This is a genomic window from Pseudomonas imrae (assembly GCF_046352735.2).
Classification (GTDB): Bacteria; Pseudomonadota; Gammaproteobacteria; order Pseudomonadales; family Pseudomonadaceae; genus Aquipseudomonas; species Aquipseudomonas imrae.
Genome location: NZ_CP110853.2, coordinates 2,502,234 through 2,516,567, shown reverse-complemented (window position 1 = coordinate 2,516,567; position 14,334 = coordinate 2,502,234). Strand labels below are relative to the sequence as shown.

Below are 14,334 nucleotides of genomic sequence, written 5' to 3'. Positions count from 1 at the left end.
TTTTTGATGTCTATTGCTCAGGATTCGAGCCCAGTCCTGCAGGTTGTCGAGCGGCCACTCTTACGTGAAGTGTGCGCCTTAGACGTCGTTGAGAATCAAACTGCGGTAATGCCCGGGATTGGAACCCGACCACTTGCGAAAAGCCTTGTAGAACGAACTCACATCGGCAAAACCCAACCGGCTGGCGATATCACCAAAACTGATGTCCGGCTCGGCCAGCCAGACAATGGCCAATTCCTTGCGCACGCTGTCCTTGAGGCCCTGGTAAGTCTGACCCTCTTCGGCCAGGCGTCGGCGCAATGTAGAGGCAGACATGCACAGGCTGTTGGCCAGGCCTTCGGTTTCCGGCCAACTGCCGGCGGGCATCTGGCGCAAGTCTTTTTTGATACGGGTAGCGAGACTGTCAGGGTCCCGGTACTTGACCAGGATATTGGCCGGCGCATGTGCCAGGAAGCGTTTGAGCTCAGCGGGGCTGCGCTTGATCGCCAGGTCGAGGCAATCGGCGGAGAAAATCATCCGTGTGCGTGGTCGATCAAAACGTAGGTTGTCGGAAAACATCACCTGATAATCATCACAGAACGCCGGTTGCGAACAGCGCAGTTCAATGGCCAGGATCGGGATACGCCGGCCTGCCAGCCAGCAGGCGACGCCGTGGACGATCATCCAATAGCAAAAATAGGTAAAAGCACGCCGAGGTTCGGTTTCGGGTTCCAGCAACACGATTTCCGCCAGGCTTTGCTGGCGCACCAGTTGTGCCGGCATGCGTTCAAGCATCAACGACAAGAAGTCCAGACCCATTTCAAGGGCCGTGCCCAGGCTTGGCTGGGCCATGGAGGTGCGGCAAAGGAACGCCAGGCTGCCGGATTTGAGCTTGCGCGGGTCCATGCCGAAAAACTCATCATCACTGCGCCACGCCAGCAACCGCCACAGCCGTGCGTAGGCCATGGCCGCAACCCGGGCCGACGGCTGCTCCAGCAACGCCGGGTCAATGCCAACCTTGATCAGCGCTTCCCGGGTCGCCGCCCCCGGAGCGCAACTCTGCAACAGCGCTTCACGTACCAGGTGGATGGAGATGGTGTCTTTTTCCGACATTGGCGGCAGCTCGATCTTGTTCTTCTGTGTGGTCGATCATTGTAGGAGCCAGATGGCCAGTGCGAAAGGCCGACGCCGGCAAGGTTCAGGGGCATCGGCTCTGGCTATTGAAAGCCCTGTTCAGCTGCCGTTCAGCAAACGCCAATAAATATCATTTGGGAATACGTATCACCATGTTACAACTTAGCTCCCTATCTAATTTGTCATCGGTGCCCAATGCTCGTTCCATTTCTGATCATGTTGCGCGAAGGGATTGAGGCGGCACTGATCGTTGGCATTATCGCCAGTTACCTGCAACAGACCGGGCGCGGCCAATGGATGCCCGCGGTATGGATCGGGGTCTTTCTCGCCGCCGCCCTGGCGCTGCTGGTGGGGGGCGGCCTGGAGTTGATGAGTGCCGAGTTCCCGCAAAAACAGCAGGAGCTGTTTGAGGGCATCGTCGGTCTGGTAGCCGTGGGCATTCTCAGCTCCATGGTGTTCTGGATGCGCAAGGTGGCGCGATCGATCAAACATTCCCTGCACCAATCCCTCGAATACGCGCTGGCCGGCCCCAGGCATCAGGTCCTCGGCCTGATTGCCATGGCGTTTTTCGCCGTAGCCCGGGAAGGCCTGGAAACCGTGTTCTTCCTGCTCGCGGTGTTCCAGCAGAGCGAAGGCCCCGGCGCACCCATCGGTGCCGTGCTGGGGCTGGCCCTGGCGATCGTCATTGGCTGGCTGATCTATAGCGCCAGCATGCGCCTGAACCTCGGCGCGTTCTTCCGTTGGACCGGGCTGTTCATCCTCGTGGTCGCCGCCGGCATTCTCGCCAACTCGGTGCAGGCCTTGCACGAGGCCGGCGTGTGGAACCATCTGCAAAACGTCTTGTTCGACTTCAGTGCCACGTTGCCCATGGACAGTTCGCTGGGCTCAGTGCTGGCGGGCATGTTCGGTTATCAGGAGGCGCCGACAGTCAGCACCTTGGGGGCGTATCTGATTTACCTGGTGGTCGCTCTGGTGATGTTCTTGCTGCCAGCGGCACCCGCCCCCCGCTCAACTTCCTCCGTTTGCAACCCGTAAGGACTGCCACTTGCCCAGCCAATCCCCTCAACCGTCCTCGCCTCCTCGCGCCTTGCGCTGGGCGTTGGCCGGCTCGGTGGTCGTGATGATCGCCGCGGCGGGCCTTTTCTACTATGCCTCGCAACTGGCCGCCGCCAAGCGCCAGGCCAATCACAGCGAAATAACCGTGACCATTCACGCTCACAACTGCGAGCCCGATGCCTTGGTCGTACCGGCGGGCCGAGCCAGCTTTCGCATCATCAACCGTTCGGACCGGGCAGTGGAGTGGGAAATCCTCGATGGCGTGCTGGTGGTTGAAGAACGCGAAAACATCGCGCCAGGCTTGAGCCAAGTGATCAACGCCAACCTGCTGCCCGGCGACTACGCCATTACCTGCGGCTTGTTGAACAACCCACGTGGCACCTTGCATGTAACGCCGACGGCAGCATCCGAAGCCCAGGCGAAAGCCAAGCCATCGATGGTCGCCTTTATCGGGCCACTGTCGGAGTTCCGTGTGTACCTGAGCCGCCAGGGCAGCACGCTGATTAATGCGGTCAACGCCCTTGAACAGGCAATAGAAGCCGGTGACCTGCAGCAGGCCCAGGCGCTTTATCTGCCTGCCCGCGAGGCATACCAGCGTCTGGCTCCGGCCTCCCAGCGCCTGGCCTTGCTGGACAACACCATCAACGCCCGCGCCGACTACTACGAAAAACGCGAGCAAGACCCGGCGTTCGGCGGCTTCCACCGCCTCGAATATGGCCTGTTCGAGCAACGCAATCTCGACGGTTTGATACCCGTCGCTCAGCAATTGCTCTCCAACGTCACACGCCTCAAGCAACAACTGCTGGCCCAGCCACTGCCCCCTGAGCAGTTGGTGAACATCCTGGTGCGCAATCTCAGCAACCTGGCAGACGTGCGCGCCGCCAGCGGTGAGGAAGAGCGTTATAGCCACCTTGACCTCAATGGCTTCGCCGCCAATCTGCAAGTGACCCGCAAGGTGGTTGATCTGATGCGCCCGCTGCTGAGCACGTCGGCTGCCGGCCTGTTACCCGAGATTTCCAGCGCGATGGATGCACTCGACACCCTGCTCGGCACCTTGAAGGTCGACAACCACTACAGCACCTATGACAGCGTTACCGTCGCTCAGCGTCAGCAGATCGCCAACAAGGCCAAGGCTCTGGCCGTTGTACTCGATGGAATCGACCCAGCCCTAGGCCTTACCGGCCTGAAGTGAAGACGTTCAAACCTATGAGTGATTCAGCGCAATTTGATCTACAGCGTCGTCGTGTCTTGCTGGGGATGGCTGCCACCGGCGCCGCAATAGCGGGCAGCAGCCTCAGTTGCCCGGCGATGGCGGCAAATGCCGCCCAAGTCACTGCCGCGCCGAGCAGCGAAAAAACCCGGGGCCACCACGCCTTCCATGGCACGCACCAAAGCGGAATCGTCACCCCGCGTCCGGCTTGCGGCATGCTGGTGGCCTTCGACGTGTTGGCCGGTGACCGCGATGACCTGGAACGACTGTTTCGCACACTCAACGAGCGCATCGGCTTTTTGATGACCGGCGGTGTGGTGCCGCAGGTGGACCCGAAACTGCCTCCTACCGACTCCGGAATTCTCGGCCCGGTGGTGTCGCCGGACAACTTGACTGTCACCGTCTCGGTCGGCGAGTCGCTATTTGATCAACGTTTCGGCCTGACCGGCGCCAAGCCCAAGCACCTGAGCCGCATGCTCGGATTCCCTAACGACGCCCTTGACCCTGCACAGTGTCACGGCGACTTGAGCCTGCAGTTTTGTGCGAACACCCCGGACACCAATATCCACGCCCTGCGCGATATCGTGAAAAACCTGCCGGACCTGTTGCTGGTGCGCTGGAAGCAGGAAGGCAGCGTGCCGCCCCAGGCCCCTGCCCGCCCCGGTACACCGGCGCAAAGCGCACGCAACTTTCTGGGCTTTCGCGATGGCTCGGCCAACCCGGACTCCAATGACAATCAAGCGATGGAGCAAATTGTCTGGGTCCGCCGCGGCAGCGACGAACCCGCCTGGGCGGCCAATGGCAGCTATCAGGCGGTACGGATCATCCGCAACTTCGTCGAGCGCTGGGACCGTACGCCCCTGCAAGAACAGGAAAGCATCATCGGCCGGATCAAAGCCAGTGGCGCGCCCATGGATGGTCATCACGAAACCCAGGTCCCGGACTACAGCCAGGACCCCCACGGCAAGCTGACCAAGCTCGATGCGCATATCCGCCTGGCCAACCCGCGCACCCCACAGTCACAGGCCAATCTGATCCTGCGCCGGCCGTTCAATTACTCCAATGGGGTCAACAAAAACGGTCAGCTGGATATGGGGCTGTTATTCATTTGCTACCAGGCGGACCTGGAGAAAGGCTTTATCAGCGTGCAGACCCGACTCAACGGCGAGCCGCTGGAGGAGTACCTCAAGCCGGTAGGCGGCGGGTATTTCTTTAGCTTGCCGGGCGTTACCGGACCACAGGATTTCCTCGGCCGCACGCTGCTGGAAGCGACCCAGCCGCAGACCACAACCAAGGCGTGAATCTCCCAGACGGAAACCATCCCATGAAAAAAACCACTATCGCGTTGTCGTTGCTACTGACCTCCGTCGCACAGGCGGCCCTGGCCACGCCCGCGCCGCTGGATCTGGTCGGACCGGTCTCGGACTACAAGATCTATGTGACTGACAAAATCGATGAGCTGGTGATCCAGACCCAGGTCTTCACCTTCGCGGTGAAACAAGGCGACCTGGCCACTGCCAGAAAGCTGTATGCGCCGACCCGGGTCTACTATGAGTCTATCGAGCCGATCGCCGAGCTGTTCAGCGACCTGGATGCCTCCATCGATTCGCGCGTCGACGATCACGAAAAAGGCGTCGATGCCGAGGACTTTACCGGCTTCCACCGCCTCGAATACAGCCTGTTCTCCGAGAACACCACCCAAGGCCTGGATGCCCTCGCCGACGGTTTGAACAAAGATGTCAAAGACCTGCAAACCCGTGTCGCCAACCTGACATTCCCACCGGAGAAAGTCGTCGGCGGTGCCGCCGCGTTGCTGGAGGAAATTGCCGCCACCAAGATTTCCGGCGAGGAAGACCGTTACAGTCATACCGATCTGTATGATTTCCAGGGCAATATTGACGGCGCGAAAAAAATCGTCGACCTGTTTCGCGGACAGATCGAGCAACAAGACAAGGTGTTCCTGGCCAAGGTCGATAAAAATTTCGCCACCGTGGACACGATCCTGGCCAAGTACCACACCGCTGATGGCGGCTTTGAAACCTATGACAAGGTCAAGAAAAACGACCGCAAGGCGCTGGTGGGCCCGGTCAATACCTTGGCCGAAGACCTGTCGACTCTGCGGGGCAAGCTGGGCTTGAACTGATCCCGGCGATGATCACGGGCGAGTCATACCCGGGATCACCTGTTTGCCGGCTGTACATTTTCATCAGTCCCGCTAATCTCGCTATCGGTTTGGTCGTCTTACCTATAACGTTCAATCGACACCCACTCACGGAAGATTCCCATGCCCAATTCGATCGCCGGCGTCGAACCTGCCTTGACCGCCCCGGCCTCGTTCAACCTGCGTCCGCTGCTGATCGCCAACATGGCCTGCACCATGGCAATGATGGCTTTTGTTTCGCTGATCGGCCCCATCGCAAGGGTTCTCGGGCTGGCGACCTGGCAGGCAGGCGCTGCGGTAACCATATCCGGGGTGATCTGGATGCTGCTGGCCCGGCCTTGGGGCCAGGCCAGCGATCGTCTCGGTCGGCGCCGGGTTTTGTTGCTCGGTACAGGCGGCTTCACCTTGGCTTACTGGGCGTTGTGCGTGTTTATAGATGTGTCGTTGCAGGTGCTGCCCTCGGCCATGCTGGCATTTATCGGGTTGATTCTAGGACGCGGCCTGATCGGCGTGTTCTATGCGGCGATTCCGGTGGGTGGCTACGCGCTGATTGCCGACAATATCGAGCCTGGGCATCGCGCCAAGGCCATGGCGTCGCTGGGAGCCGCAAACGCCTGCGGCCTGGTGCTGGGCCCGGCCATCGCCGCGCTGCTGGCGCGCTACAGCCTGAGCCTACCGTTTTACGCAATGGCATTGCTGCCGATGGCCGGCTTTTTGGTGCTGCTGAAAAAACTGCCGCGCCAGGAACTGCACCTCAAGCAACCCCCGAAAGCAGTGAACCTGTCGGACCCGCGCTTGCGGCGGCCACTGGTGGTGGCGTTTGTCGCGATGCTATGTGTGTCGATTGCCCAGATCACCGTGGGCTTCTTCGCATTGGACCGCCTGCAGATGACCCCGGCCGACGCTGCGCAAACGGCCGGGATTGCCCTGACAATGGTTGGCCTGGCGTTGATCTGCTCGCAGCTGTTGGTGCGCAAGCTGGAGTGGCCACCCCTGCGGATGATTCGTGTCGGTGCCGTCGTCTCGGCCCTGGGGTTTGCCGGCAGCATGTTCGCCGACACGGCGTGGATCCTGTGGCTGTGTTTCTTTGTCTCGGCAGCCGGGATGGGCTGGATCTTCCCGTCCTTCGCAGCACTGGCGGCCAATGCCGTAGAAGCTTCGGAGCAAGGCGCGACGGCAGGTTCGGTAGGTGCGGCCCAGGGGTTCGGGGTGGTGATCGGGCCTCTGGCCGCAACCTTGATCTATGCCATCGAGCCGCGCCTGCCGTATCTAGTGGCCGCCGCCCTGCTGTTGCTCGTCGCCTGCTGGCCTGCGGCGCGCAACAGCGCCGCGTCTTAGAGGATCCGGTACAACAAGCGTTCGATGCGTACCCGGCTGACGCGCCGCAGAAACTTGCCGACCGCTGGCGGATAATCCACCAGCGTCTGTAACTGCTGGTAGCCTTCGATTCGCGTGGAGTGCCGAAAAATCTCCACAAGCTCAGCGCGCCGCGGCTCCAGCCACTGCCCCTTGGGGTCGTCGATCAGCAAGGCATTTTCCAGGTCCAGGCGAAATGCCCGCGGGTTGATATTGCTGCCGGTGAGCAAGGTATAGCGCTGGTCAATCCACATGCCCTTGAGGTGGTAGGTGTTATCACCGTCGTGCCACAGGTGCAGGTTCAATTGACCGCTGTCGATCATCCGCTGATGCCGCCGGGCAAAACGCCGCAGGCTGATCTCGTAGAGGTACGGTAGCGCAGCGATTACCTTGAAGGGCTCGCTGGGGGGAATGTAGAAATCGTTGGCCGTCTTGTCGCCGACAATGATGTCGATCTTCACCCCGCGCGCCAGGGCGCGATTGATTTCGCGGGTGACGGCCAACGGCAGGTTGAAATACGGCGTGCAGATGGTCAGTTGTTGCTGGGCGCTGGCAATCAGTTCACAGATCACCCGACTCAGCGGGTTGTTCTTGCCCACCCCCAGCAACGGGCTGACTGACAGTCCGCCATTTGCGAGCTGGCCCGCGCTGGTGTCATACGCCGCGTGCTTGAGGCGGCTGCGCAGGTCACCGATGTCATTGCGCAAGCTGCGAGTGCTGGGCAGGTTTGGCAGGTCCAGGCGGTGCACCGCCTTCGACGCGACCAGCCCATGCTCCACCAGGTGCTGCATCGAGTCAGCCAATGGCTGGCTGTGAATCAGGTGGTAGCGGTCGAAACGGTACTTGTCGAACTTGTGCAGGTACACATTGTTCAGGCTGGCGCCGCTGTACAGCACACTGTCATCGATCACGAATCCCTTGAGGTGCAATACGCCAAACAATTCGCGGGTCTGCACCGGCACGCCGTACACCGGCACGCTGCTGCCATGACTTTGGGTCATGGCCTGATACCAGGCGCTGTTTCCCGGTTGCTTGCCTGCACCAATCAGCCCGCGCTGGGCCCGCAGCCAGTCGACCACCACCACGATATCCAGCTCGGGCCGGGCGGCCTTGGCCGCATGCAGGGCATCGAAGATTTCCTGGCCGGCCTCGTCGTGTTGCAAATACAACGCAATGATGTAAATGCGCTGGGTCGCCTGGGCGATTTTTTCCAGCAGGCAACGGCGAAACTCGGCGGCCCCGTTGAGCACGTCGATGGCGTCGGTAGTAAGAGGAAAACCGCGCAGCTTGGGTAACAGGGAGCGTTTGAAGAACGACGGCATAGGGCTCGCAGTGGGTCGAATCCGAAGAGCTCACGAGCTTACACCATGGACGTGCACAGGTCTTCCCACCGACCACTGAAAAATAATTTCTTGACCAAGAAGAATGATCGTTCTACTTTTGAAAAATGAACGAAATGAACAGTAATGAAACCTGCGACATTATCTTGGACGTTGCCGAAAAGCTGATCTACAGAAGCGGCATAGCTGCTACCGGTATGGATCGACTGGTAAAAACCGCTGGCGTCTCCAGGAAGAGTATTTACCGTTACTTTGCCAACAAGGACGAGTTGGTTATCGCCGCCCTTCAACGGCGCGATCAACGCTGGATGCAATGGCTACAAACCGAAGTCGAGCGTAACCAGAGCACCGGCGAACGCCTGCTCGGGCTGTTTACCGCGCTCAAGGCCTGGTTCGGCTCCAAGGACTTTCGCGGCTGTGCATTCATCAACACCAGTGGCGAAACCGGCGACCCGCATGACCCTGTACGGCTGTTGGCCAAGGCCCATAAACAAAAACTGTTCGAATACCTGCTGCAACTATGCAAAGCACATGGCTGTGTCGCTGCAGAACAACAGGCCGCGCAGTTGCTGATCCTGATCGATGGTGCCATCACCGTTGCATTCGTCACGGGCGATGCAAGCGCTGCGGATAATGCGCAAGCCATGGCACGAACTTTATTGGCGCTGTGATTGCAACACCGCAAGTTCAAACCTTAACTTTTTCAGGAGTCGACCTATGTCATCCAAGGCTGAAGTCCGCCCGCCCGTTCCGCCGTTTACGCTCGAGTCGGCCATTGAAAAAATTCGTCTGGCCGAAGATGGTTGGAACTCCAGGGACCCGCAACGTGTGTCCCTGGCCTACACACTTGACACGACATGGCGCAACCGCACTGAATTTGCCCACAACCGCGCCGAGGCCAAGGCTTTTCTTGCCCGCAAATGGGCCAGGGAGTTGGAGTATCGACTGATCAAAGAGCTGTGGGCGTTCACGGGCAATCGCATTGCCGTGCGTTATGCCTACGAATGGCACGACGATTCCGGTAACTGGTTCCGCTCCTATGGCAATGAAAACTGGGAGTTTGACGAGGACGGTTTGATGTCCCGCCGCCATGCCTGCATCAATGACATGCCGATCAAAGCCAGCGAGCGCAAGTTCCACTGGCCACTTGGGCGGCGCCCGGATGACCATCCGGGGCTATCCGAGCTGGGCTTGTAATGGTAGTCACGCTGCAAACTGAAGGGTTGTGTTGATCTGGAGTGGGGGGTTCTTGTGGTTTGAACCCCCCTCGGCGCCGCTATCTGCCCCTCAATCCTGATTCAACCCAACCCGATACAACACCCCATTCTCTTCGTCCGTCAGCACATACAAATAGCCATCCGGTCCCTGCCGTACATCGCGAATGCGAGCTTTCAACCCAGCCAGCAATCTCTCCTCATGCACCACCTTGTCGCCATCAAATTGCAGGCGAATCAGTTCCTGGCTGGCCAGGGCGCCGATAAAAACACTGTGTTGCCAAGGGCTGAAACGGTCAGCGTCATAGAACGCCATGCCGCTGATGGCCGGTGACTTCTCCCATACATGATGCGGTGCCACGGTGCCCTCGACGCTCTTGCCCTGGGCCTCTGGAATCGCCAGCAAGGAATAGTTGATGCCGTGAGTCGCCAATGGCCAACCATAGTTTTTGCCACGCTCGATGATGTTGATTTCATCACCGCCGCGCGGGCCGTGTTCGTGTTCCCACAAAGTACCCGTCCACGGGTTCAGCGCAGCGCCCTGGGGGTTGCGCTGGCCGTAGGACCAGATCTCGGGCCGGACCCCTTCCTGGCCGACAAAGGGATTATCATCCGGCACTCGACCGTCGGCGAAGATGCGCACGACTTTACCCTGCAGCTTGTCCAAGTCCTGGGCTGTTGGCCGGTCGTTGTTTTCCCCCAGGGTCACAAACAGATAACCGTCGCGGTCAAACACCAACCGCGAACCGAAGTGATTGCCCGTCGACAGCTTCGGCTCCTGCCGCAGGATGACCTGAAAGTCCTCAAGACTGCTCAAATCTTTGCTAAGCCGTCCTCGACCGACTGCCGTGCCAGCCGTGCCGCCCTTACCGCCGCCTTCGGCGTAGGACAGATAGACCCATCGGTCCTGCCTGAAACTCGGCGACAACACCACATCCAGCAAACCGCCCTGCCCCTTGGCCCAGACTTGCGGCACCCCATTCAAAGGCGTTGAAAGCTTGCCGTCCGGGCTGACGACCCGCAGGTCACCAGGACGCTCAGTCACCAAAAAACCCTGGTTATCCGGTAGAAACGCTAGCGCCCAAGGGTTTTTCAAACCTTTGGCCACCGGAGTTACCGTCACGCTGCCCTGTTCGCTGGGAAACTGCTGGGTGTCGGCAGCAAACACCGAGGGTGTCAGCGCAAGCAAGGTGCCGGCGCAAAGTGTCGCCAAAAGCGTTTTACGTAGAAACATACCGTGGGTTTCCTTGTTGGGTTTCAGCCATAACCGTCATCAGGGTCGACGATTGCCGTTGGCGTCACGGGTGGGGGGCGATGGCTGGGTAGCCGGCTGCGCAGGCGTCGTATTGCGCTGCGGATAGCGATTACCGATGCCACCGTTTTCCAGGGTTGGCGGCCGCGGAACGGGCGCGGTATAGATGCCGGGAACACTAGGCGTATTGGGTTTGGTGCCCTGCATGCTATTGGGGTTGGCCCGGTGAATCGGGCTGTTGTAAGGGGTGTTATTACTGGGCAGATTCTGTGCCTGGGCCAGAGCGCTCAACGTCAGGCCGAACGTCAACAGGACAAGATGGTGTATAGGAGCATTCATGACAAACCTCTCTGAGGCGAGCAGTACTTGCTTTCGATAGCACGCTACGCCCTGGGTTCGAGTTTGGTAACTAAATAGTTTCTGATCAGGTGTAACACGACTTTTCAATGACCGTGAAATGCCGGATTCCGGTCAGCCGATGACAGAAACTTTTCTCAAGGCCGGCAGGTCACCTGCACAACTATCCCTACAGCAGGTGATCCTATGCCACGCGCCATATGGAAAGGTGCAATCAGTTTCGGCTTGGCCCATATCCCGGCTTCGTTGTTGAGGGCACCTGAAGGCATCGAGGGCGAGCAGTTTTTCCAGAAACATGCCGAGCGTTTGGCGATCCCCATTATCAAGCAGCTGGACCCTGGGCATGCGCGCCTGATCGTGCCACTGGCGCGCAGAGACAACTGGGAAACGGTAAAGGCTTTCAGCAAAGCCTTTGCCCAGTTCATGACGCAGCAGTTGCCGGAGCTTTACCGCCACTTCCGGGCCAAAAAAACGGCGGGGCAAGATCTTTATCGATTATCTGCGCAATGGGCGCGGAGCCAGTACGGTCGCGGCCTACTCGGTGTGGGTCCGGCCTGGCTTGCCGGTGTCCGTGCCGGTCAGCAGGGATGAACTGAGCGAGCTGCGCGGGGCACAGCAGTGGAACATCGACAACCTGCAAGAGCGCGTGCAGCACCTGCAGGAAGATCCATGGGCGGGCTATGCCAATCGGCAGTGGATCAGCAAGAAGCTGTGGGAACGACTGGGAGCGCATCCTCCAGAGTGATGCGCTCGGTCGGCTGGCTCAAATAAGCAGGAAAACTGCTGCCAGGCCGGCAAAGATCGCCCATTTCTCCAGGTAATAGCGCGTGCGATTGCGCTTTTTCAGCTCTTTGCCCCGCAGACGGATTTTGTACAGCCGGGTGAAAGCTCGATTCAAGCCACCGGTCTTGTCTCCGGCATCATTGGGCGAACCCGCCGCCGCCATCACGTTCCGACTGAACCAGCGATTGAACACAGCGGCCCAGCGGTACTTCATTGGACGTTCGATGTCGCAGAACAGGATGATGCGATTGTGCTGGGTAGTGTTTTCGGCATAGTGGATATAAGTCTCATCGAACATCACCGCCTCACCGTCGCGCCAGTAATAATTCTCGCCATCCACGTTGATGTAGCAACCCGGATCATTAGGCGTATCCAGCCCCAGATGGTAGCGATAGGAGCCGGCATACGGATCACGATGGCGAACCAGTCTTGAACCCGGCGGCAACTCGGCAAACATCGCTGCCTTGATCGAGCCGATGCTCTGCACCAGTTCGGTCGTACGCGGGCACAACTTCATGGCGGAAGGATGGCTGTCGCCGTACCACTTCAGGTAAAAACGCTTCCAGCCTGACTTGAAAAACGAGTTGAAACCCACGTCGTTGTATTGGTCCGAGCGTTTGATCTCCCCCGCCCGCATCAAATTCTGGCCTTCCTGGCGAATCTCTTCCCAGTGCTCCTGCAATGGACTCAAGTCGGGAAAGTCGCTGGGAGAAAGGTACGGTCGGCTGGGCAGCCTGGAAAACAGGTAAAGAAAGCAATTGATGGGGGCCAGGAAGGTGGAGTGATCGCTTAACTGGCGACCCAGCTTATGTCTCACCCGGCCACGCAGGTGTACATACGCAATGGAGACAAGGTAGAGAGCAACAATGATGAGTTTCAAGGGAATTCGTCACATGTCAGAAGAGTACAGGCTGCTCCTGCGGGGCCAACAAGACCGAGGATATTAAGCAGCGCCTGAAATCACAATTCGTCAACAGGCGACACGACGAGCGTGGCAAACCCGCAGATCGTGGCCAATGGCTTTTATTTTAGCCACAGCTTGTAACAAAAGGTTAAGCAAATATTGTTAAAAGGTGTCAGCGATGGACATGTCGGGCTGCGATGCAGCCCGCAAAGGTTACAGCGAGGGTGTGGCTTGAGCCCTTCAGGTCAACGGTTCATCATCCTTGCGTTCGCGCCGGGACAAGCGCTGATCCCCTTGGGATGAAAAGGACGAGGCGTCACGATGGATCAGCGCAAAATGGCGAATCAACGCCGCCAGTATCCCGAGCGCCAACCCGGCCACCAGGCTCAGTGCAACCACCTGGATTTTTCTCGGTTTGATCGGGCTCAGTGGCTCCTGAGCCCGACGATCGATCGTCACCAGTTGCAAGTTGCTCATATCGATATTCAGCCCACGCAGGCGTGCAACCTCGGCCCGCAGCGGCTCGACATCCTGCAGGAAAATATCTTCATTGCCGCGCTTGTTCAGCACCTCGACCTCACGGTTGACCTCCAGCAACTGCAACTCTTTGCTGATTTCAGCGACGCGACTGTTAGTGAAATCGTCACTGGTACGGCGCTGCAGTGCAACACGTTCAGCCTCGAGAGCCTCGGTCCCCAGGAAATACAAGGGGATCTGCTGGTTGGTCACCTCGGTACGCATGACTTGGCCGGAACCGCTACGCCCGGCGTCCGCCATGGCCGAAGGGGTTGTCGGATTCTCTATGCCCATGGATTTGGCAATCGAAATCGCTTCGGCCAGCTCTGCCAAGCGATTGGAGCGCTCCATTTTCATCTGCATGCGCAACGCCTTGAGCTCGTCCTCAAGCCGCGCCCGCTTGAGCTTGTCGCCCTCCAGCAAGGTGGCGACCTTCGACTCCTTGCCCGTTTCGTAATTGGAACGGGCGGCGTCGATCTTACCTTTGAGTTCCGCGAGCCGGTTATTGACGATCACTTTAAGGTCGGCACCAACCTGCTCGCGCTCTGCGGCAATGGCGTAGTCGACAAAGCCGTTGAGAATCGCGACGCCATTGATGTCGGCGGGATATTGCAATTCCAGGCGTATGTGACTGCTGGGCGAGTCAGTGTCTTTTGAGGTGGGCAGGACCAGATTGATAGCGTTGCGATTGAAAGCCTCGAAGCTTTGTTCGAGACTACGCCCCGGTCTCTGGAACGCCTCGAACAATCCCTGGTTGGCCTTGAAGAAGTTCAACCGGGCTTCATACGAATCCAGTTGCGAGCCCACTTTGGCCAGCGCATCGGCCGGTGGCAACTTATAGACTTCGGAACGGTTCAGGGCATCCAGCTCGTTGATCGCAGCCGGGCGCAAGACACTGCTGACCTGATAGACGCGCGGTGCCAATAATGCGTAGCCAACTCCCACGAGACCCGCAAAAACCGTACAGCCAATGACCAGTTTTTTTTGCCGCCAGACAGAGTGAAACAGTTCAAACAAATCAAATTCGTCTGATGCCGCATTAGCGTGAGACTGGGGAGTTCTATTCAAAATG

General features: G+C 58.9%; 13 protein-coding genes and 1 pseudogene. 8 read left to right on the top strand and 6 right to left on the bottom strand.

Annotation, left to right across the window (positions count from 1 at the left end):
* Positions 1-78: 78 nt before the first annotated feature.
* A complete protein-coding gene (locus OQ460_RS11295; RefSeq protein ID WP_410021874.1) occupies positions 79-1,092 on the bottom strand; it encodes an AraC family transcriptional regulator in 1,014 nt (337 codons plus the stop codon).
* A 216-nt stretch (positions 1,093-1,308) separates the two neighbouring features.
* Between OQ460_RS11295 and efeU the strand changes: the two genes are divergently transcribed.
* The 5 genes from efeU to OQ460_RS11270 all read left to right on the top strand — a co-directional run bounded on the left by efeU (position 1,309) and on the right by OQ460_RS11270 (position 6,878).
* Positions 1,309-2,148: an iron uptake transporter permease EfeU gene (gene efeU, locus OQ460_RS11290; protein WP_410021873.1), complete on the top strand. Its 840-nt coding sequence runs from the start codon at positions 1,309-1,311 to the stop codon at positions 2,146-2,148.
* A 10-nt stretch (positions 2,149-2,158) separates the two neighbouring features.
* Positions 2,159-3,361 carry an iron uptake system protein EfeO gene (gene efeO / locus OQ460_RS11285; RefSeq protein ID WP_410021872.1) on the top strand — a complete coding sequence of 401 codons (1,203 nt, stop codon included), beginning with the start codon at positions 2,159-2,161 and terminating at the stop codon, positions 3,359-3,361.
* 14 nt (positions 3,362-3,375) lie between these two features.
* Positions 3,376-4,680 carry an iron uptake transporter deferrochelatase/peroxidase subunit gene (gene efeB / locus OQ460_RS11280; protein ID WP_410021871.1) on the top strand — a complete coding sequence of 435 codons (1,305 nt, stop codon included), beginning with the start codon at positions 3,376-3,378 and terminating at the stop codon, positions 4,678-4,680.
* 23 nt (positions 4,681-4,703) lie between these two features.
* Positions 4,704-5,522, top strand: coding sequence for an iron uptake system protein EfeO (gene efeO / locus OQ460_RS11275; RefSeq protein ID WP_410021870.1), 819 nt, complete (start codon positions 4,704-4,706; stop codon positions 5,520-5,522).
* A gap of 141 nt (positions 5,523-5,663) precedes the next feature.
* Positions 5,664-6,878 (top strand): MFS transporter, encoded by a 1,215-nt coding sequence (locus tag OQ460_RS11270; RefSeq protein WP_410021869.1) that lies wholly within the window; start codon positions 5,664-5,666, stop codon positions 6,876-6,878.
* On the opposite strand, the gene pssA is transcribed toward OQ460_RS11270, so the two are convergent.
* Entirely contained in the window at positions 6,875-8,218 is a 1,344-nt protein-coding gene (pssA, locus tag OQ460_RS11265) for a CDP-diacylglycerol--serine O-phosphatidyltransferase (RefSeq protein ID WP_410021868.1), read from the bottom strand. The two genes, OQ460_RS11270 and pssA, sit on opposite strands and share 4 nt — an antisense overlap.
* A gap of 125 nt (positions 8,219-8,343) precedes the next feature.
* On the opposite strand from pssA, the gene OQ460_RS11260 reads away from it, so the two are divergent.
* Complete coding sequence (locus OQ460_RS11260) at positions 8,344-8,907, top strand: TetR/AcrR family transcriptional regulator (RefSeq protein WP_410021867.1); 564 nt, start codon at positions 8,344-8,346, stop codon at positions 8,905-8,907.
* A gap of 46 nt (positions 8,908-8,953) precedes the next feature.
* Positions 8,954-9,433 (top strand): DUF1348 family protein, encoded by a 480-nt coding sequence (locus tag OQ460_RS11255; protein WP_410021866.1) that lies wholly within the window; start codon positions 8,954-8,956, stop codon positions 9,431-9,433.
* 90 nt (positions 9,434-9,523) lie between these two features.
* Here OQ460_RS11255 and OQ460_RS11250 read toward each other — a convergent pair whose 3' ends face one another.
* Entirely contained in the window at positions 9,524-10,684 is a 1,161-nt protein-coding gene (locus tag OQ460_RS11250; protein WP_410021865.1) for a PQQ-dependent sugar dehydrogenase, read from the bottom strand.
* 39 nt (positions 10,685-10,723) lie between these two features.
* The gene (locus OQ460_RS11245; RefSeq protein ID WP_410021864.1) at positions 10,724-11,041 is read right to left on the bottom strand and encodes a hypothetical protein; all 318 of its coding nucleotides are present in this window, start codon (positions 11,039-11,041) and stop codon (positions 10,724-10,726) included.
* 243 nt (positions 11,042-11,284) lie between these two features.
* Between OQ460_RS11245 and OQ460_RS11240 the strand changes: the two are divergent.
* Positions 11,285-11,804, top strand: a pseudogene (locus OQ460_RS11240) (hypothetical protein); the annotation flags it as partial.
* Between the two features lie 18 nt (positions 11,805-11,822).
* Here the strand turns inward: OQ460_RS11240 and lpxO are convergent.
* A complete protein-coding gene (lpxO, locus tag OQ460_RS11235) occupies positions 11,823-12,722 on the bottom strand; it encodes a lipid A hydroxylase LpxO (RefSeq protein ID WP_410021863.1) in 900 nt (299 codons plus the stop codon).
* A gap of 264 nt (positions 12,723-12,986) precedes the next feature.
* Positions 12,987-14,330 carry a Wzz/FepE/Etk N-terminal domain-containing protein gene (locus tag OQ460_RS11230; protein WP_410021862.1) on the bottom strand — a complete coding sequence of 448 codons (1,344 nt, stop codon included), beginning with the start codon at positions 14,328-14,330 and terminating at the stop codon, positions 12,987-12,989.
* Between the last annotated feature and the right edge of the window lie 4 nt (positions 14,331-14,334).